The organism is Nitratireductor arenosus (genome assembly GCF_009742725.1).
Taxonomy (GTDB): Bacteria; Pseudomonadota; Alphaproteobacteria; order Rhizobiales; family Rhizobiaceae; genus Mangrovimarina; species Mangrovimarina arenosa.
Genome location: NZ_WPHG01000002.1, coordinates 29,581 through 47,541, shown reverse-complemented (window position 1 = coordinate 47,541; position 17,961 = coordinate 29,581). Strand labels below are relative to the sequence as shown.

The window sequence follows — 17,961 nt, the reverse complement described above, 5'->3', positions numbered from 1 at the left end:
CGCCCCTGGCCCAAAGGAGACGATCACAATGGCCTTTCTCGCCGACGCCCTTTCCCGCGTGAAGCCCTCCGCGACCATCGCGGTAAGCCAGAAAGCGCGCGAGCTCAAAGCGAAAGGCCGCGACGTGATCGGCCTGGGAGCCGGCGAGCCGGATTTCGACACGCCCGACAACGTCAAGAACGCCGCGATCGAGGCGATCCGGCGCGGCGAGACCAAATACACGCCCGTGTCCGGCATCGTGCCGCTGCGCGAGGCAATCGCGGCGAAATTCAAGCGCGAGAACAATCTCGACTACAGGCCCGAGCAGACCATCGTCGGCACCGGCGGCAAGCAGATCCTGTTCAACGCCTTCATGGCCACGCTCAACCCGGGCGACGAGGTCGTCATCCCCGCGCCCTACTGGGTCAGCTATCCCGAAATGGTGGCGATCTGCGGCGGCACGGCGGTGTTTGCCGAAACCAGCATCGAGGACGGCTTCAAGCTGACGCCGACCGCACTGGAAAAGGCGATCACGCCCAAGACCAAGTGGCTGGTGATGAACTCGCCCTCCAATCCGTCGGGCGCGGCCTATACCGAGGCCGAGCTGAAGGCGCTCGCCGACGTGCTGATGAAGCACGAGCATGTGTGGACGCTCACCGACGACATGTACGAGCACCTGACCTATGGCGATTTCGCCTTCCGCACCATCGCCGAGGTCGAACCGGCGCTGTACGGGCGCACGCTGACCATGAACGGCGTGTCGAAGGCCTATGCCATGACCGGCTGGCGCATCGGCTACGCGGCCGGACCGGTCGAACTCATCAAGGCAATGGACATGATCCAGGGCCAGCAGACCTCGGGCGCCTGCTCGATCGCGCAATGGGCCGCCGTCGAGGCGCTCAACGGACCGCAGGATTTCGTCGCCCGCAACAAGGCGATCTTCCAGAGCCGCCGCGATCTCGTCGTCTCGATGCTCAACCAGGCCCGCGGCATCTCCTGTCCGGTGCCGGAGGGCGCCTTCTACGTCTATCCGTCCTGCGCGGCGCTGATCGGCAAGAAGGCCCCGTCCGGCACGGTGATCGAGACCGACCAGGATTTCGTCACCGCGCTTCTGGAGGCCGAGGGCGTGGCGGTGGTGCAGGGCTCCGCCTTCGGGCTCGGCCCGAATTTCCGCATTTCCTACGCGACCTCGGAGGAGCTGCTGGAAGAGGCCTGCACCCGCATTCAGCGCTTTACCGGCTCGCTTACCTGACCCCTTCGGCGGCGTCCCCGACAACAAGACCGACCCGGCCCCCGCGGCCGGGTTTTTGCTTTCCGGCGGTCAGGGCCGTTCTGCTTTTCACGGAATCGCGGACCGGCTCTAACTTATTGTTTTAACGCGTTTTTGATCGGTGAACCGGCTTCCACTTCGCCTGGAAACGCTTTAGTGCGCCAGTCGCCGCCAGGCGCCCGGCGGCGCGCCGTAGCGCGCGCGAAACGACCTGGAAAAATGCGACAGGTCGGAAAAGCCGCAGGCATAGGCGATCGAGGTGACCGGAAGCCCGGCCTTTGCCGGCGCGCGCAGCGCGCAAGCCGCCTCACCAAGCCGCACCTCCATCACGAAAGCCCCGAGCGTGGTGCCGGCCCGGGCAAAAAGCTTTTGCACATAGCGCGGCGAAATGCCCATCGCCCGGGCACATCGCGCCGCATCGAGACGCGGATCGGCGAAATTGCGCTCGACAAAGCAGCGCAGCGCGAGCAATTGCGCATCCGCCCGCGACGTGCGCGACACGCCGACGCCCTCCCCGCCCAAGACCATCGCCGTCAGGTCGAGCAGCATGGAAAAAAGCCGTGCCGATGCCGCTTCGGGCAGATGGCCGGCGGTCTCGTCGATCGAGCGCGCCGTCTCCGCGATCAGCCGTCCGAGCGCGGGTTCGAACGACAACAGACGGGGCCGCTCCGGCAGGCGGCCGCCGAGTCGGGCCGCGAGCGCCTCCTTCGGCACCCAGAACGACGACACCGCCAGCGACGACAGCCGGCGATGCTCGAGCGAAAACGGCCGGCCGGAATCGAAAATGCCGACATCGCCGGCGCGCAGGGCGATCTCCGTCCCGGCCTGATCGATGCGGCACTCCCCGCCCCGCTGCAGATTGAGATAATAGCATTCGCGCGGCGAGCGCGCGATCTCGCGCCCGGTCCGCAAAACCAGATGCGCGGTCGCATCGACCCGGTTGACCGCCCCCTCGCCCAGCGGATGCGATTCCACACGGGCCTTGAAGTGCCGCCGCCGGACGGCCTCCAACTCGGGCAGAAGCTCCATGAAGGACTGGCAGATGCCGTCGCGGTAATAATCGAACGCCTCGGTTCCATCGACATCGCGCGTGTCCCACACACTGCCCCAGTGCAGCGCCGGCCCGGCAACCGTATGCTTTCCCCCCGGCGTGGTCGTCATCGCCTGCCCCCTTGCGGTTCGCTCCGGTCCATCATCGGTGCGCGCCCGGCCAAGTCCGCCGCGCCCGTTTGCGCCAATATCGAACGCCCGACAAATCAAAGCGCAGGGAGGAAAAAATGGCAACTTACGTGCTCGTTCACGGCGCCTGGCATACCGGCGAGCTGATGGAGGATGTCGCCCGGCCGATCCGCGACCACGGCCATGACGTCCACACGCCGACCATCGCCGGCAACCGGCCGGGCGACGACCGGCGCACCGGACTTGAGGCGGCGATCGGTTCGATCGTCGCCTTCATCGAAGAACGCGAACTGACCGACGTCATCCTTGTCGGCCACTCCTATGGCGGCATGATCATCACCGGCACCGCCGACCGGTTGCCGGGCCGCATCCGCCGCCTGGTCTACTGGAACGCCTTCGTGCCCAACGACGGCGAATGCCTCAACGACATGGTGCCGCCCCACTATGTGGCGCTGTTCGACGCCGTCAGCGCCGCGAGCCCTGACAATGCCGTCATGCTGCCGCCGCCGATCTGGCGCGAGGCGTTCATGAACGACGCCGACGGCGCGGCGGCCCAGGCGACCTACGAGAAGCTCAACCCGCATCCCTACGCGACCTTTACCGACGCGATCAGGCTGTCGGCCAACCCGGCCGAGATGGAAGTCGCCAAATCCTACATCAACTTCACCGAAGACACCGCCCTGCCCCAGTCGCTCGGCTGGCATCCGCGCCTGTCGGAAAAGCTCGGCCTGTTCCGGCTGGTCCAGGCATCCGGCGGACACGAGGTCTGTTTCACCAATCCGACGCTGCTGGCCGAAAAGATCATCGAAGCCGGCCGCGACTGACCTGATGCGGGTATTTTGGCGGGATGCGGCCGACAAGGCCGCGTCCCCTCACCAGACCGACAATTCGTGCGCGGCGGCAATGACGCCCAACGCGCGCCAGTGCTCCTGCGGAATATTCGACAAGGTCTTTTCGTCGAGCACGTCCCGGGTCTCAAGATAACGCATCTTGTTGTAGAACAGCGCCTTGTCCCGTTCGATCAGCTCGTGTTTCTGCAAAAAATCATTCAGATCGGCGGCGAGCCTCTCGAACACGCCGGGCTCGACCCCGGTCAGCATCTCTTCCACCTTGAGTTCAAGGTCGGAGGGGCCAGCCGCCTGATAGAGATGGTAGAGCCGCGCCAAATGGTAGGTGCTGACGAAGCGGGACTTGACGGCGACCGTCCTGACGCTCGGCGACCGGCGGCTTTCGATCGTGGCCACCCCGCCGCTAACTGAAACGCCGATCCGCGGCGTATCGCCCAAAAGCGCCTGCAGCCGTTTTTGGGTCAGCCCGGCCTCCAGGGACGCGCCGCCGGCAGCCGCCATCTGCGTCCTCGCCGTGACCTGCCCCCTGATGATGTCGCTGACCATGAGATAGGCCGTCTCGCGCCCGTCGATGACCAACCGCACGAGGTCGCATTTTTCGTCGTTTGAAACGCGCTCCGTCGACGGCTCGTGCTCGGTGTGTTCGCGCGAGGCCGGGTCGATCGCAATCCTGGCGATGCCCGAGATCGCCAGCTCGAGTTCAGCTTCGATCTGCGCCAGCCCGTGAACGGAGATGCCGGCGCCGACACCGAACGACACCTGGTTGGCGAGCGTGATATCCAGCGCATCGACGTCGCGGAAAGCCGACGCGCCAAGATCGAGGCATTCTTGCCGCGGCACGACCCGCCCTTCGTCCGGATATTGGATGATGTCGCCTTTGCGAATGTTGCCGTTGGTGAAGATCGGAACGGCATAATGGTTGGCGATGAAATAGCGTGCCATGACGGCCTTGTACTGATCCTGGTACATGTCCGCCAAAGCCGGAGACGACATCAGCGCAAAGGCAAGAATAAAAAACAAGCGGTACATGGTTTTTCCTCTCCTCACCGAGGTGAATTGACAAATTCACTTAAGTAAAATGACAAACCTTGACCAAGACAACCAAAAATCAACAAACAGCCCACGCTTTTCGATATGTCTTTCACGACAAGGCCGTCCGAAAGCGGCAGCAACACGAGACCGCTTGGCGATATCCCAGCCCGATACCGGAAAACCCCGCGCGGCTTGCGTGCGGACCGGTTCGAGCGCAGTCTTTGGTCCCTTCGCCGCCATCTGATGTCGGCCGCGGCGTCCACGATGCCGCGCAGCAACGCACAGATCGTCAAGGGGACCACCACATGAGAAATTTTTGTCTTGCCGCAACGGTACTTGCCGTGTTTTCCGGAACCGCCCTGGCCCAGGAAAATCGTATCGACCGCATCCGGCCCGACGCGCCGGAACTCGCCGCCTTCGGCCCGCACGCGATCGGCGTGCGCACGCTGGAACTCGTGCACGCCGACCAGATCGACATCGTCAATCTCGAGCCCGGCAAACCGCATCCGCGCTACGATCGCCCGCTGACGGTCGAGATCTGGTATCCGGCCACAGGCAGCGCGGTCGGCGGAACCTATCAAAACGTCTATTTGCGCGACGGCCGAAAGACCGTCACCCTCGAAGGCCGCGCTGTGCGCGACGCAACGCCGAAAGCAGCGTCGCAGGATGGCTGGCCGCTGGTCCTGATCTCGCATGGTTATCCGGGAAATCGATTCCTGCTTAGCCATTTGGCGGAAAACCTCGCCACCAAGGGTTATGTCGTCGCATCGGTCGACCACACAGATTCCACTTATCACGACCAGTCGAAATTCGGTTCGACCCTGGTCAACAGGCCGTTCGACCAGCTTTTCGTGCTCGACGAGATCGCCCGGTTGTCGGCCGACACGAGCAGTTTCCTGAGCGGCCTTGTCGACGCCGAAACGACCGGTCTCATCGGTTATTCGATGGGCGGCTACGGCGCCGTCATTACCGCCGGCGGCGGCGTGACCCAGGCGGCGACCGAACTTTCCTGGGGTGCGCCCGACGGCACATTGTCGGTCCACCTGGCCGGCTCCGAGACGCATCGATCCCTGCCCGACCCGCGCATCAAGGCGGTGTTGGCGTTTGCGCCCTGGGGCATGGAGCGCGGCTTCTGGGACGCGGAAGGGCTCGCCGGGATCAAGACGCCGATCTTTTTCGTCGCCGGCAGCGTCGACGACGTCTCCGGTTACGAAAACGGCGTCAAGGCGATCTACGAGCAGGCCGTCAATGCCGAGCGCCTTTTGCTGACCTTCGACAATGCCAACCACAACGCGGCCGCCCCGATGCCGGCCCCGGCCGAATCCTGGTCCCCCGTCGACACGCTCGATTTCGTGCCGTTCGAGCATTATGCCGACCCGGTCTGGGACACCGTGCGCATGAACAATGTCGCCCAGCACTTCGCCACCGCTTATTTCGGCCTGCACCTGAAAGGCCGGGACGACTTGGCCGGTTATCTCGACCTGGTCGAAAACGCCGGCGACGGAGTATGGGCCGTCAACGAAGACGGCAGCTTCAAGCCCGAGCATTCATACTGGAAAGGCTTCGCCAACCGCACCGCCAAGGGGCTATCCCTTATCAAGGCGGCCCCGGCCGGCAAATGAGTCTTCCCGATCCCGGCGGCCGGTTCGCCGTGTCGGTTTCGCCCCGCGAAAGCCGGGTGACCGCGCGCATGTACGTCTCTTGCCTCATCGTGAAAGCCGTGTGACGATATCCGCGCCGGGCACCTAAAAACCCGGCGCGCGACGGCCGCGGGCCGGCCGCCGCTCGCGAGCAAGCGTGAGGAGGAGGTCGTTCACATGGGTAATCGCGCCGGAGGAAGACGCACGGGACCGAAATGCATCGCCATTGTCGGTCCCTTTGCCAGCGGAAAGACATCGCTTCTGGAAGCCATTCTGGCGCGCACGGGCGCCATCGCGCGGCAGGCCACCGTCGCCTCGGGCGCCACGGTCGGCGACGACAGCCCGGAGGCGCGCGCGCATCTGATGAGCGTCGAGGCGAGCGTTGCCACCACCGACTTCATGGACGACAGCCTGACCTTCGTCGACTGCCCGGGCTCGATCGAATTCGCCTACGAGGCCGAGCCGGTCCTGGCCGCCTGCGACCTGGCGATCGTGGTCGCGGAGGCCGACGAAAAGAAGATTCCCGCCCTGCAGCTCATCATGCGCACGCTGGAAGAACACGGCATTCCGCGCGTTTTGTTCCTCAACAAGGTCGACAAGGCCACCATCGGCGTGCGCGACACGCTGAAGCTGTTGCAGCCGGCAAGCACCGTACCGCTGGTGCTGCGCCAGATTCCGCTGCGCAAGGACGGCATCGTCGTCGGCTCGATCGATCTGGCGCTGGAACGCGCCCATATCTATCGCGAACACGCCGAAAGCGAGGTCGCGCCGATCCCGGACGACGAAAAGGCGCGCGAGGTCGAGGCGCGGTTTTCGATGCTGGAAACGCTGGCCGACCACGACGACGCGCTGATGGAACAATTGCTTGAGGAGATCGAGCCGCCCCGCGACGCGGTGTTCGACGACCTCGCCGCCGATTTGCGCGAGGGCTCGGTGATTCCTGTCCTGATCGGCTCGGCCGAGCATGGCAACGGCGTCCTCAGACTGCTGAAGACGATGCGCCACGACGCGCCCGACATCGCCCAGACCCGCGAACGGCTCGGGCTCGCTGAAACCGGCGATCCCGTCCTCCAGGTGGTGAAGACCGTGCACACGCCGCATGGCGGCAAGCTCTCCTACGCCCGGGTGCTGGCCGGCTCGATCGCCGACGGCGCCGAGATCGTCACGCATGACGGTCGCAGCGGGCGCGTTTCAGGCCTCTACCGCATGCTCGGCCGCAACCAGACCAAGTTGCAGAATGCCGGCGAAGGCGAAACGGTCGCCCTCGGCAAGCTCGACGAGGTGCGCACCTGCGACACGCTTGCCGTCGGCAAGGCGCCGCCGGCGGCGCTGGCCGCACCCGAGCCGCCGCGGCCGGTCAACGCCGTCGCCTTGCGGCCGCACGAGCGCAAGGACGAGGTCAAGCTGTCGGCGTCGCTGCAAAAACTCGCCGAGGAAGACCCCTCGATCGTAATCGAACATCAGGATACGGGCGAGACGGTGATATCGGGCCATGGCGAAATGCACCTGCGCGTGACCACGGAGAGGCTCGGTAGCAAGTTCCAGATCGAGGTCGATTCCAGCCGGCCGGGCGTGCCCTATCGCGAAACCATCCGCAAGGGCGCTACCCAGCGCGGCCGCCACAAGAAGCAGTCCGGCGGCCACGGACAGTTCGGCGACGTCGTGCTCGAGATCAGGCCGCTGCCGCGCGGCAGCGGTTTCGAATTCACCGATACCATCACCGGCGGCGTCGTGCCCAAGCAGTATATTCCCTCCGTCGAGGCCGGCGTGCGCGATTACCTCAAGGCCGGCATGTTCGGTTTTCCGGTGGTCGATATCGCGGTCAACCTCGCCGACGGCTCGTTCCACTCGGTCGATTCCTCCGACATGGCTTTCCAGCTTGCGGCCAAGCTCGCCATGCGCGAGGCGATGCCGGCCTGCTCGCCGGCGATCCTGGAGCCGATCATGAAGATCGAGGTCTTCACCCCCTCCGACACCACGGCCAAGGTGACCGCCATCCTGCCGCAGCGCCGCGGCCAGATTCTCGGTTTCGACGCCCGGCCCGGCTGGCCGGGCTGGGACGTGGTGGAAGCGATGATGCCGCAGGCCGAGATCGGGGATCTGATCATCGAATTGCGCTCGGCCACCGCCGGCGTCGCCACGTTCCAGGCAAGCTTCGATCACATGGCCGAGCTGACCGGCCGTCTTGCCGACGAGGTGGCCAACGCCCACGGCAAGGCGGCCTGAGCGTCGCCGGGCACGGCCCACCGGCCGCGTCCCACGCAGATGTGATGGCGATTGAATTGCCGGCCCGTCCGCGCGCGCTACGTTCTGCGCGACAATGGATTCGGGAGGAACACGATGGTCTCCATCCACCGCCGGCCGACCTGGGCGCTCGCCGAGCATCTGGCCACGCCGGAAGCCGCCTTCATCAACCGCCGCGCCCTACTTGCCGGCCTGGGTGCCGGCGCCGCCGCGCTGGCAGCGCCACCTTTCGTGCGCGCCGCGCGGGCGGCCGACGATCCCACGGCCGGCTTCTACCCCGCGCCCCGCAACGCGGCCTTCACCGTCGAGCGCCCGCTCACCCCGGAGGAGACGTCGAGCCAGTACAACAATTTCTACGAATTCGGCTCGCACAAGCAAATCGCCAACGCGGCCCAGGCGCTGGAGACGCGGCCGTGGGACATCGAGATCGCCGGCTTGGTCGACAAGCCGCAAAAAATCGGCATCGACGAGTTGATCCGCAAAATGCCGCTGGAAGAGCGTCTCTACCGCCACCGCTGCGTCGAGGCCTGGTCGATGACGGTGCCCTGGACGGGTTTCGCGCTTTCGGAACTGGTCGCGCTCGCCGAACCGCAAAGCGAGGCAAAATATCTGCGGTTCGAAACCTTCCTCGACCCCAAAATGGCCTCAGGCCAGAGACAGGTCTGGTATCCATGGCCCTATGTGGAAGGGGTGACCATGAATGAGGCGCGAAACGAGCTCGCCTTCATGGTTACCGGCGCCTACGGCAAGCCGCTCGCCAAACAGTTCGGCGCGCCGCTGCGGCTCGCCCTGCCGTGGAAATACGGCTTCAAATCGATCAAGTCGATCGTCAAGATCACCGTGACGGCCGAACGGCCGGTCAGTTTCTGGGAAGAGATCGCGTCCAGCGAATACGGGTTCTGGGCCAATGTGAACCCGCAGGTTCCGCATCCGCGCTGGAGCCAGGCCGAGGAGCGCGTTCTGCACACCGGCGAAACCGTGCCGACCGTGATCTATAACGGCTATGGCGAACAAGTTGCCGGGCTGTACGAGAACATGGACGGCGAAAAACTGTTCATGTGAGGCCGGTGGCGGCGCGTTGATGCCGGTATCCAGTCCGGTTCCGCCTGCGAGGCGACCGTCTTGCGCCCGGCACCTATGAAAAGGCAAAAAAAAGGCCGGTACCAAGAGGGACCGGCCTAGCTGATGGAGTTGCCGTAAAACGGCGAAACCTCCAGAGGGGAACACTCGCGGGCGCTAATGGGAGGAGAAACGCGCCCGGGAGTGATTGATATATGTGCTCACCCTGCCCTTTTCGCAAGCAGATGAATTGCAACGCACCCATGCAATTATGCATGGTTTATGCAAACGATTGAAAACCGTGCAGAATTGCCTTTTCGACAGGCACGTTTCCGGCTTGGAGAGCCCACCCAAGCCCTCAATAAGCCCAACTGCGCGCCTTGGAGAAGATGAAATCGCGAAACGCTTTGAGCTTCGCCTGATTCTTCATCGCCTCAGGATAGCAGAAATAGGTGTCGAAGGCCGGCACCGCCATATCCGTCAGCACCTGCACAAGGCCTGAACCGGGATCAGCCATATAATCGGGCAGCATGGCGACACCGGCGCCGCGCCGCACGACGCGGCGCATCGACATCAAATCGTTGATCTGCAGCGTCGCCGGCCTTTTCTCGCCCTCCGGCATGCCGAAACTCTGCAGCGTGTTGAGGTCCTTGAGATAGGCCGGGACCGGTTCGCCGAAGGTAACCAGCCGATGATTGTCGAGATCGGCTGCGGTTTCAGGTTCGCCGAACCTGTTGATGTAGGACGGCGCCGCGAAGACGTGCAGATGCACGGTAAACAACCGCCGCTGGATCAGGTCCGGCTGCTGCGGCTGGCGCAGGCGTATGGCGCAATCGGCCTGACGCATTGTCAGGTCCAGTTCCTCATTGGCGAGGATCAGCTGAATCTGGATCTCGGGATAGAGGTCGAGGAATTCCTGGACGCGCTGCGACAGCCATCCCGAGCCCAGGCCAACCGTGGTGGTGACGCGCAGCAGGCCAGACGGTTTTTCCGTCGTCTCCATCAACCGGCTACGCACCGATTCCAACTTCACGAACACTTCGTGCGCGGTGTTGAACAGAAGTTCGCCCTGCTCGGTCAGCACGAGCCCGCGGGCATGGCGGTTGAACAGCGACACGCCGATCTCCTGCTCAAGCGCACTGACCTGGCGCGAGATCGCCGACTGCGACAGATTGAGCTTCTCCGCCGCATGCGTGAACGAGCCGGCCTCGGCGGCGGCGTGAAACACGCGCAACTTATCCCAGTCGAGTGACATCAGCCCTCCTCCCGGACCGACGATCCGCTATTCCGCGGCTTCGCGGTGGGCTTCCTGTTCGGCCAGGTATTTTTCCGCTTCCAATGCCGCCATGCAGCCGAGACCGGCGGCCGTGACAGCCTGGCGGTAGATGTCGTCGGTGACGTCGCCGGCGGCGAAAACACCGGGAATGTCGGTTTTGGTCGAATTCGGTTCCGTGCGCAGATAGCCGTTCGGCTTCTGCTTGACCTTGCCCGCGAACAGTTCCACCGCCGGCGCGTGGCCGATCGCCACGAACACGCCGTCGATCGCCATTTCGGTGATCTCGCCGGTCTTCTTGTTGCGCAGCCTGATCGCGTTGACGGAGGCCGGCAGTGGCGGTTTCCCGGCCTCGCCCTTGATCTCGTCCACCTCGGTGTCCCAAAGCACTTTGATGTTGTCCTTCTTGAACAGCCGCTCCTGGAGGATGCGCTCGGCCCTGAACTCGTCGCGGCGGTGAACCACCGTGACGGTTTTCGCCAAATTGGACAGGTACAGCGCTTCCTCCACGGCGGTATTGCCGCCGCCGACCACCACGACCTCCTTGCCGCGATAGAAAAAACCGTCACAGGTCGCGCAGGCCGACACGCCGAAACCCATGAATTTCTCCTCGCTCGGCAGGCCGAGCCATTTGGCCTTGGCGCCGGTCGCGATCACCAGCGCATCGCAGGTATAGTCGGTGCCCGTATCGCCCTTGAGCCGGAACGGGCGCACGTCGAGATCGACCTCGGTAATCAGGTCGGAAACGATTTCGGTGCCGACATTCTCGGCCTGCTTGAGCATCTGCTCCATCAGCCACGGCCCCTGGATCGGCTCGGCGAAGCCGGGATAATTCTCCACCTCGGTGGTGATCATCAACTGGCCGCCCTGCTCGAGCCCGGCGATCAGCATCGGTTTGAGCATCGCGCGCGCGGCATAGATCGCGGCCGTGTAGCCGGCCGGACCGGAGCCGATGATGATGACGGGGGCGTGTCTTGCGCTCATATCCGGGTTCCTTTCGCGCGCCCGCACCGCCGCCGGCGGCAGCGGGCAGTCAGGGCCGTGCTGATCTAAGGAATGGGGACCCCATTGCGCAAGGGCGCCGCCGGCTTTTCGCACAACTGCGCCGTCCGCTGCCGGCGCTTTGTCGCCGGTTTCGGCCGGTAGGCGCAACGCTTGGCTCCATCGCGGCTTTGCCGTATGAGTTTGCCTGAGGGATCGATTCTTTCGCCAAGAACGCCATACGGGTAACAAATGACCTTCAAGGCCGAACTCGACGCGACGGATTGGAAGATCCTGCGCGAACTGCAAAATGACGGTCGCATGACCAATGTCGAACTGTCGCGCCGGGTCGGTATTTCAGCCCCGCCCTGCCTGCGCAGGGTCAAGCGCCTCGAGGACAATGGCGTCATCCGCGGTTACCGGGCGCTGCTGAACGCGCCGGCCCTGGGCTTCGACGTGGTGGCTTTCTGCCTGATCGGCCTGCAGCATCAGACCGAGGCGGAATTGAAGGCGTTTTCCGAACTCGCCCGCACCTGGCCGATCGTGCGGCGCGCCTGGATGGTGTCGGGCGATTCCGACTTCCTGCTCCACTGCGTGGCGAGCGACTTGACGACTTTTCAGAACTTCGTCATCGAGAAACTGACTTCCGCGCCGAATGTCGACACCGTACGGACCGCGCTGACGATCCGCCAGGTCAAGGACGACGGGCTGGTCGACATAGTCTGAGCCGCCGCGTCAGACCCATTTCAGCTTGACGATTTCGTAGCCGCGCGCGCCACCGGGCGCGTTGACCTCGATCGCCTCGCCCACGCCCTTGCCGATCAGCGCGCGCGCGATCGGCGAGGAAATCGAGATGCGGCCGGATTTCACATCGGCCTCCTGGTCGCCCACGATCTGATAGGTTCGCGTTTCCTCGGTGTCCTCGTCGACGAGTTCCACCGTCGCCCCGAACTTGACCGTATCGCCGGAAAGCTTCGACACGTCGATCACCTCCGCGCGCGCGATCATGTCCTCGAGTTCACCGACGCGGCCTTCGTTCAGGCTCTGCGCTTCCTTGGCGGCGTGATACTCCGCGTTTTCAGACAGATCGCCATGCGCGCGGGCTTCCGAGATCGCCTCGATGATTCTGGGGCGCTCTTCCTGCTGGCGCCAGCGCAATTCTTCCTTCAGCGCTTCGAATCCACGTACGGTCATCGGGACCTTGTTCATCGTCACACCTTTCTTCACCTGTCGCGCTGGGCGCCTGTCTCGCGGCGCGGAGCGCAAAAAGAAAACGGTCCGCAGGCGCATGCCACGGAACCGCAACAAATCGTTCCCGCCCTATATAGCAATCGTCGCGCAGGTTTTCACGCCCAAAAATTTGCCGGAACATCACCGCGCCGAGGCAAAAGGCCGCGACGTCTCCAGGTCGCCGTCCGGCGAATCGGGCGCCGGGCGTTCGCCGGCCGGCATGTGCCGGACGATCGCGGCGCGGGCCTGATCCGCATGCTTGAGGTCGCCGACGACGACCCGTCGGCCGCCCGAAAGCGTGACGACAAGCGCCCCGCTGCCCGCGATCCGCCCCGCCAGTCCGCGTCGCACCGCGACGCGGTCGATCAACCGATAAGGAATGTCCTGCGCTTCACCCGACGGAAAACCGCGATGAACGTAGAGCGTGCGCGGCATCACGGCGACCCGGATGGTGAAAACCCGCAACGTCGCATGTGCAATCAGGAACGGCCCGCCAAGCGCCAGCACAACGATGCACAGCCTGGCCAGCGCGCCATCTCCCCGACCGGCCAGAACAAGCCCCGCGAGAGCGACGCCGTAGCCCGCGAGAACCACCATGGTCGGCAGGAACAGCGACAACGCCGACGGCAGGAATGGGCCACCATATCCAGGCCGGGGATTGTCGTTCACCCCACGCATGCCGTGCCCCGTGATTCGTGTTCAACCGCTTGTGAACAGGATACATCGCTTTTCGCCGCTGTCACCGCGGCGCGTGCTTGCATCGGGAGTAAACGCCACTACCTCGTCTGGAGGACCGAAACCGTGAACCGGAGGGGACCGTGAACAGACTGACCCTGGCGATCGCCAGCATCACCATCGGCCTGTCGGCGGCGCTGATGATCGCCCGCGCCGCTCCCACGCAAAAGTTCGAGACCGAGGAGGCCGTGATCCAGGCCGACATCCTCGCCGACGGTCTCGACCATCCCTGGGGGCTCGATTTCCTGCCGAACGGCGACGCGCTGGTCACCGAGCGGCCGGGAAGCTTGCGGATTTTCTCGCAAGGCCGGCTGTCTTCCCCGCTCGAGGGCCTGCCCAAGGTCGCTGCGCGCGGCCAGGGCGGCCTGCTCGACGTCGCCGTTGCGCCCGACTTCGACCGCAGCCAGCTAATCTATTTCACCTATTCGGAACCGGGCAGCGACGGCGCCGGCACCGCGCTCGCGCGTGCACGACTGGTGCGCGGCGACGGACCGGCCAAGATCGCCGAGGTCGAAACCTTGTTTTCGATGGCCCGGAAAACCGCCGCCGGTCAGCATTTCGGCTCGCGCATCGTCTTCAATCCCGACGGCACGCTGTTCGTGACCACCGGCGACCGCGGCGACGGCCGTCGCGCCCAGGACATGGACGACCATGCCGGCGCCGTGCTGCGCCTCAATCCCGACGGCTCGGTTCCCGCCGACAATCCCTACGCCGACACCCCCGGCCACCGCCCGGAAATCTGGTCCAAGGGCCATCGCAACCCGCAAGGCGCGGTCTGGGATCCGGTTACGAATGCGCTGTGGACGATCGAGCACGGCGCGCGCGGCGGCGACGAGCTGAACAGGCCCGAAGCCGGCCGCAATTACGGCTGGCCGGTAATTTCCTTTGGAAGTCACTATTCGGGCGACCGGATCGGCGTGGGCACCGAGGCCGAGGGCTACGAACAGCCGGTCTATTACTGGGATCCCTCGATCGCGCCGTCGGGGCTCGACGTCTATGACGGGGAGATGTTCCCGGCCTGGAAGGGCGACCTGCTGGCCGGCGCGCTGAAATTCGCGCTGGTGAGCCGCATCAAGCGCGATCCCCAAGGCAACGTCACCGGCGAGGAGCGCATGTTTGAAGGTGCTTTCGGCCGCATCCGCGACGTCGATGTCGCGCCGGACGGGTCGGTGTGGCTGATCACCGACGACAGCGATGGTAAGATCGTCCGCCTGTCGCGCGGCGATTGATATCGGCGGTCCGCTCCGCGTCGCAAAAAAGAGGGCGCAGCCCGGCCAGTCGCGCCCTCTTTTCCAGCGATGTCCGCCGGTCAGCCGCTGTCGCGCTCGAACGTCGTGATCTGTCTGTCGAGCTCGGTATATTCGGCGCAGTTCTTACCGCAGCGTTTTGCGATCTCGTCCAACTGCTCGCGCGCCGAGGCGAGGTCGCCCATCTGCAAATGGGCCTCGCCGAGATATTCGCGCGTCAAGACGTAGTCGGGATCGAGCCTCAACGCCTCCTCGTAATAGCCCAGCGCGATCAGCAGCCTGCCCTGCTTGCGATGCGCGTAGCCGAGCATGTTGTAGACGCCCGGCTGCTTGCGCCCCTCGGCGAGCCGCAGGACCGAGATCGCCTCGTCATACTTGCCGGCATAGGCGAGCGCCCGCCCGGCCTCAAACAGCGTCTCGGTGTCGAGCGCGCTCGATTTCGCAACGCATTTCTTGGTGGACTTGTCGTAGACCTGCCCGGCCGGGCACTCCATCGTGTCGCCGCCACCGCCACCGCCACCGCCGCCGGCGGCCAGCGCGGCACCGCCGGAAAGCGGCAGCCCGATCATCAGCGCGGCGGCAAGGCTGGTCAGATATCTCGGCATAGGCTCCTCCCATTTGGCTCTCCTCAATACGGAGCGCACGGTTGATTGGTTTATCCCTTCGAGCAGAACATTAAGTCCGAAACACGCTGTGTGATCCTCACATTGCCGTGACGACGCGTTGGCGCATCCGCCGCCCCGGGGCTTTGCCAGTTCGTTGCAGCTTGCTAAACGAATGCATCGCCGCCCCCGAAACGGTTTTTTATGTCCCGCTCCGTCGCCAATCTGGTTCTTCTGCTTGCCGGCGCGCTGTGGGGCATGGGTTTCGTCGCCCAGTCGACTGCCATGGACGCGCTCGGCCCGTTTCTGTTCGTCGGCCTGCGCTTTCTGGTCGCCACCCTCGCCATGCTGCCTTTCGCGCTGCGCGAAAGCGCGGGTAGCAAAACCCTGTTGTCGCGCAGCGACTGGCGCGCCTTCGGCCTGATTGGTATCCTGCTGTTCGGCGGCATGGCCTCCCAGCAGGCCGGCCTGCTGACCACGACGGTCACCAATTCCGGCTTCCTGACCGGGCTCTATGTCGTCATGGTGCCGTTCCTGGCGGTCATCATCTACCGGCAATGGCCGCATCCGGTGGTGTGGCCCGCCGCCTTCGTCGCGCTCGCCGGCATCTGGCTGCTGTCGGGCGGCGCGCTCGCCGGGCTGACCGTTGGCGACTGGCTGACCATTCTGTGCGCGCTATTCTGGGCCTTGCAGATGATCTTCATCGCCCGCCACGCCGCAGGCAGCGGTCGGCCGATCACCCTGGCGGTCACCCAGTTCGCGGTCTGCGCCGGGCTGGGGCTCGCCACCGCGCTGGCGCTGGAACCGATCCGGCTTGCCGGCATCATCGCCGCCGCGCCCGAAATCCTTTACGCCGGCGTTTTCTCCGGCGGCATCGCCTTCACCTTGCAGGCCGTCGGCCAGCGCTACACCACCGCGTCGCAGGCGGCGATCTTCCTGTCCTCGGAATCGGTTTTCGCAGCCCTGTTCGGGGCGATGTTCCTCGGCGAACGGCTGCCCGCCGCGGGGCTCGTCGGGTGCGCGCTGATCCTTTTTGCCATTCTCGCCGTCGAAATCCTGCCGCCGCTTTTCTTGCGTCGACGCGGGCCAGCGTGAAAACACGACTTCATTTGCATCGGCCCCGCGTTGAATTCATTATGCGGTGACAGGCGCGCATGGAGCGGCACGGTGCAAAAGACCATCGAACCCAGCTGGGATCTGACGATCGACCCGGACACGGTGCGCCTCTTCATCCTCAAGGCGAAGGCGATCAGCGCCGCTCTCAGCGACGATTACAATGACGGCGCCGAGCACGAGGTCGAGTTCGACGGCAACCTGCGCGACGGCCACCATCATGACGGGCTGGCCGAGGAAGAATCCGAAAACCTGACCGAGAAGGAGCTGCGCGCCCTGATCGGCGACCTGAACGTCGATGAGACGGCCGAACTCATCGCTCTCGCCTGGCTCGGCCGCGGCGACTACGAGGCATCGGAATGGGACGCGGCCGTCGCCGAGGCGCGCCAGCGCGGCCGTCGTCGCATCGCCAGATACCTGCTCGGCATGCCGATGCTGGGCGACTGGCTTGAGGAAGGCCTGGAAGCAATCGGTGCATGACCGTCCGGCCTGCCGGCGCATCGAGACAACCCATCCAGGCTCCACCCGAGCCTGTGTTTCATCAACGAAACGCGATGTGATCGAACCGGTCACGCCACGGCCGCCACCGCTGGCTATGTCTCGGCGACAGGAACGTTGAACCGGTTCGAAAACACGTTGACTCACAACCACAACCCGATGACTCACCGCGTCACCAAACCGGGACAAATCTTTGTTTTGGCTTTCATCCTGAGCGCAGCATTGGCAAGCGGGAGCGCCGCCGCGCCGCTGCCGGATACCGCACCTGCGCCCGCATTGCGGCCGAAGCCGGAGACAGGAACCCGCGCGCCCGTTCCCGCTCCGGCGCCACGCCGCACCGTCGGCGACGACATGCAGCCAGCGCCACCACCACGAGCGGCGAGCGCGGCCGAACAGGCCTGCCGCGAGCGCCTGCTGACACTCGGCGCTTCCTTTCGAAACGCCGAGCCGGTGAGCGATCAAGCGGGCTGCCGCATCGATCATCCCGTGCTGGTGCGCGCGCTGTCGCCGCAGGTCGGCCTGCGTCCGCCGGCGCTCTTGAATTGCTCCGTCGCCGAAACCGCCGCCCGCTTCGTGCGCGACGTCGTCGCGCCCGCCGCCGCGCGCCGCTTCGCCCAGCCGCTCACCGCCCTGCATCAGGTGTCGGGTTATGTGTGCCGGCCGCGCAACGGCTCGGCGAAACTGTCCGAACACGCGTTCGGCAACGCAATCGATCTGTCGGCCTTCGAACTGGCCGACGGCACCCGCATCGAGGTCGGCAAGCCGGAAGGCGCCGACGAGCTCCGGTTTCTGCGTGGCGTGCGCGGCCGCGCCTGCGGACCGTTCAAGACCGTGCTCGGCCCGGGCGCGGATGCCGACCATGCCACCCATTTCCATTTCGACCTGGCCGAACGGCGCGGCGGGGCGAGCTTCTGCCAGTGAGCCCCGATTGCCAGCGAACGGGGGGGGGGGGCGGCCCGCCCGGATTTGGCCCAAATCGTAAATGCCGGCGCTGAACTTTCCTTTACGCTTCGCCGCTATTGTGGCGTGAA

General features: G+C 64.9%; 17 protein-coding genes. 10 read left to right on the top strand and 7 right to left on the bottom strand.

The window, feature by feature from the left end; translation table 11 throughout:
• The first annotated feature begins 28 nt into the window (after window positions 1–28).
• Complete coding sequence (locus GN330_RS07155) at window positions 29–1,231, top strand: pyridoxal phosphate-dependent aminotransferase (RefSeq protein WP_156712027.1); 1,203 nt, start codon at window positions 29–31, stop codon at window positions 1,229–1,231.
• A 171-nt stretch (window positions 1,232–1,402) separates the two neighbouring features.
• On the opposite strand, the gene GN330_RS07150 is transcribed toward GN330_RS07155, so the two are convergent.
• Complete coding sequence (locus tag GN330_RS07150) at window positions 1,403–2,410, bottom strand: helix-turn-helix domain-containing protein (RefSeq protein ID WP_156712026.1); 1,008 nt, start codon at window positions 2,408–2,410, stop codon at window positions 1,403–1,405.
• Window positions 2,411–2,526: 116 nt separating this feature from the next.
• Here GN330_RS07150 and GN330_RS07145 point away from each other — a divergent pair, with 116 nt between their 5' ends.
• Window positions 2,527–3,252, top strand: coding sequence for an alpha/beta hydrolase (locus tag GN330_RS07145; RefSeq protein ID WP_156712025.1), 726 nt, complete (start codon window positions 2,527–2,529; stop codon window positions 3,250–3,252).
• 48 nt (window positions 3,253–3,300) lie between these two features.
• Here GN330_RS07145 and GN330_RS07140 read toward each other — a convergent pair whose 3' ends face one another.
• A complete protein-coding gene (locus GN330_RS07140) occupies window positions 3,301–4,305 on the bottom strand; it encodes a hypothetical protein (RefSeq protein WP_156712024.1) in 1,005 nt (334 codons plus the stop codon).
• 308 nt (window positions 4,306–4,613) lie between these two features.
• On the opposite strand from GN330_RS07140, the gene GN330_RS07135 reads away from it, so the two are divergent.
• The 3 genes from GN330_RS07135 to msrP all read left to right on the top strand — a co-directional run bounded on the left by GN330_RS07135 (window position 4,614) and on the right by msrP (window position 9,254).
• Entirely contained in the window at window positions 4,614–5,930 is a 1,317-nt protein-coding gene (locus tag GN330_RS07135; protein ID WP_156712023.1) for an alpha/beta hydrolase family protein, read from the top strand.
• Window positions 5,931–6,125: 195 nt separating this feature from the next.
• Window positions 6,126–8,174, top strand: a complete 2,049-nt coding sequence (locus tag GN330_RS07130) for an elongation factor G (RefSeq protein ID WP_156712022.1) — start codon at window positions 6,126–6,128, stop codon at window positions 8,172–8,174.
• A 114-nt stretch (window positions 8,175–8,288) separates the two neighbouring features.
• The gene (gene msrP / locus GN330_RS07125) at window positions 8,289–9,254 is read left to right on the top strand and encodes a protein-methionine-sulfoxide reductase catalytic subunit MsrP (RefSeq protein ID WP_156712021.1); all 966 of its coding nucleotides are present in this window, start codon (window positions 8,289–8,291) and stop codon (window positions 9,252–9,254) included.
• 355 nt (window positions 9,255–9,609) lie between these two features.
• Here msrP and GN330_RS07120 read toward each other — a convergent pair whose 3' ends face one another.
• On the bottom strand, window positions 9,610–10,506 hold the full coding sequence (locus GN330_RS07120; RefSeq protein WP_156712020.1) for a LysR family transcriptional regulator: 897 nt from the start codon (window positions 10,504–10,506) through the stop codon (window positions 9,610–9,612).
• A gap of 27 nt (window positions 10,507–10,533) precedes the next feature.
• Window positions 10,534–11,508, bottom strand: coding sequence for a thioredoxin-disulfide reductase (gene trxB / locus GN330_RS07115; protein ID WP_156712019.1), 975 nt, complete (start codon window positions 11,506–11,508; stop codon window positions 10,534–10,536).
• 249 nt (window positions 11,509–11,757) lie between these two features.
• Between trxB and GN330_RS07110 the strand changes: the two genes are divergently transcribed.
• Window positions 11,758–12,231, top strand: coding sequence for an Lrp/AsnC family transcriptional regulator (locus tag GN330_RS07110; RefSeq protein ID WP_156712018.1), 474 nt, complete (start codon window positions 11,758–11,760; stop codon window positions 12,229–12,231).
• A gap of 9 nt (window positions 12,232–12,240) precedes the next feature.
• Here GN330_RS07110 and greA read toward each other — a convergent pair whose 3' ends face one another.
• Together greA and GN330_RS23955 are read right to left on the bottom strand one after the other, a co-directional pair.
• The gene (gene greA, locus GN330_RS07105) at window positions 12,241–12,714 is read right to left on the bottom strand and encodes a transcription elongation factor GreA (protein WP_156712017.1); all 474 of its coding nucleotides are present in this window, start codon (window positions 12,712–12,714) and stop codon (window positions 12,241–12,243) included.
• A gap of 162 nt (window positions 12,715–12,876) precedes the next feature.
• A complete protein-coding gene (locus GN330_RS23955; protein ID WP_197435083.1) occupies window positions 12,877–13,404 on the bottom strand; it encodes a PH domain-containing protein in 528 nt (175 codons plus the stop codon).
• 206 nt (window positions 13,405–13,610) lie between these two features.
• On the opposite strand from GN330_RS23955, the gene GN330_RS07095 reads away from it, so the two are divergent.
• Complete coding sequence (locus GN330_RS07095) at window positions 13,611–14,699, top strand: PQQ-dependent sugar dehydrogenase (RefSeq protein WP_156712860.1); 1,089 nt, start codon at window positions 13,611–13,613, stop codon at window positions 14,697–14,699.
• Between the two features lie 80 nt (window positions 14,700–14,779).
• Here GN330_RS07095 and GN330_RS07090 read toward each other — a convergent pair whose 3' ends face one another.
• Window positions 14,780–15,322, bottom strand: a complete 543-nt coding sequence (locus GN330_RS07090) for a tetratricopeptide repeat protein (RefSeq protein ID WP_156712015.1) — start codon at window positions 15,320–15,322, stop codon at window positions 14,780–14,782.
• A 201-nt stretch (window positions 15,323–15,523) separates the two neighbouring features.
• On the opposite strand from GN330_RS07090, the gene GN330_RS07085 reads away from it, so the two are divergent.
• The 3 genes from GN330_RS07085 to GN330_RS07075 all read left to right on the top strand — a co-directional run bounded on the left by GN330_RS07085 (window position 15,524) and on the right by GN330_RS07075 (window position 17,851).
• Window positions 15,524–16,414, top strand: coding sequence for a DMT family transporter (locus tag GN330_RS07085; RefSeq protein WP_156712014.1), 891 nt, complete (start codon window positions 15,524–15,526; stop codon window positions 16,412–16,414).
• Between the two features lie 72 nt (window positions 16,415–16,486).
• Entirely contained in the window at window positions 16,487–16,912 is a 426-nt protein-coding gene (locus GN330_RS07080; protein ID WP_343040388.1) for a DUF3775 domain-containing protein, read from the top strand.
• Between the two features lie 369 nt (window positions 16,913–17,281).
• Entirely contained in the window at window positions 17,282–17,851 is a 570-nt protein-coding gene (locus GN330_RS07075) for an extensin-like domain-containing protein (protein ID WP_156712012.1), read from the top strand.
• The last annotated feature ends 110 nt before the right edge of the window (window positions 17,852–17,961 follow it).

Coding starts and splice junctions, on each gene's coding strand:
- GN330_RS07110 (WP_156712018.1), top strand. CDS start 11,758: ATGACCTTCAAGGCCGAACTCGACGCGACGGATTGGAAGATCCTGCGC.
- GN330_RS07145 (WP_156712025.1), top strand. CDS start 2,527: ATGGCAACTTACGTGCTCGTTCACGGCGCCTGGCATACCGGCGAGCTG.
- GN330_RS07150 (WP_156712026.1), bottom strand. CDS start 2,410: ATGACGACCACGCCGGGGGGAAAGCATACGGTTGCCGGGCCGGCGCTG.
- trxB (WP_156712019.1), bottom strand. CDS start 11,508: ATGAGCGCAAGACACGCCCCCGTCATCATCATCGGCTCCGGTCCGGCC.
- GN330_RS07130 (WP_156712022.1), top strand. CDS start 6,126: ATGGGTAATCGCGCCGGAGGAAGACGCACGGGACCGAAATGCATCGCC.
- GN330_RS07095 (WP_156712860.1), top strand. CDS start 13,611: ATGATCGCCCGCGCCGCTCCCACGCAAAAGTTCGAGACCGAGGAGGCC.
- GN330_RS07075 (WP_156712012.1), top strand. CDS start 17,282: ATGCAGCCAGCGCCACCACCACGAGCGGCGAGCGCGGCCGAACAGGCC.
- GN330_RS07120 (WP_156712020.1), bottom strand. CDS start 10,506: ATGTCACTCGACTGGGATAAGTTGCGCGTGTTTCACGCCGCCGCCGAG.
- GN330_RS07085 (WP_156712014.1), top strand. CDS start 15,524: ATGTCCCGCTCCGTCGCCAATCTGGTTCTTCTGCTTGCCGGCGCGCTG.
- GN330_RS07090 (WP_156712015.1), bottom strand. CDS start 15,322: ATGCCGAGATATCTGACCAGCCTTGCCGCCGCGCTGATGATCGGGCTG.
- greA (WP_156712017.1), bottom strand. CDS start 12,714: ATGAACAAGGTCCCGATGACCGTACGTGGATTCGAAGCGCTGAAGGAA.
- GN330_RS07155 (WP_156712027.1), top strand. CDS start 29: ATGGCCTTTCTCGCCGACGCCCTTTCCCGCGTGAAGCCCTCCGCGACC.
- GN330_RS07135 (WP_156712023.1), top strand. CDS start 4,614: ATGAGAAATTTTTGTCTTGCCGCAACGGTACTTGCCGTGTTTTCCGGA.
- GN330_RS07140 (WP_156712024.1), bottom strand. CDS start 4,305: ATGTACCGCTTGTTTTTTATTCTTGCCTTTGCGCTGATGTCGTCTCCG.
- msrP (WP_156712021.1), top strand. CDS start 8,289: ATGGTCTCCATCCACCGCCGGCCGACCTGGGCGCTCGCCGAGCATCTG.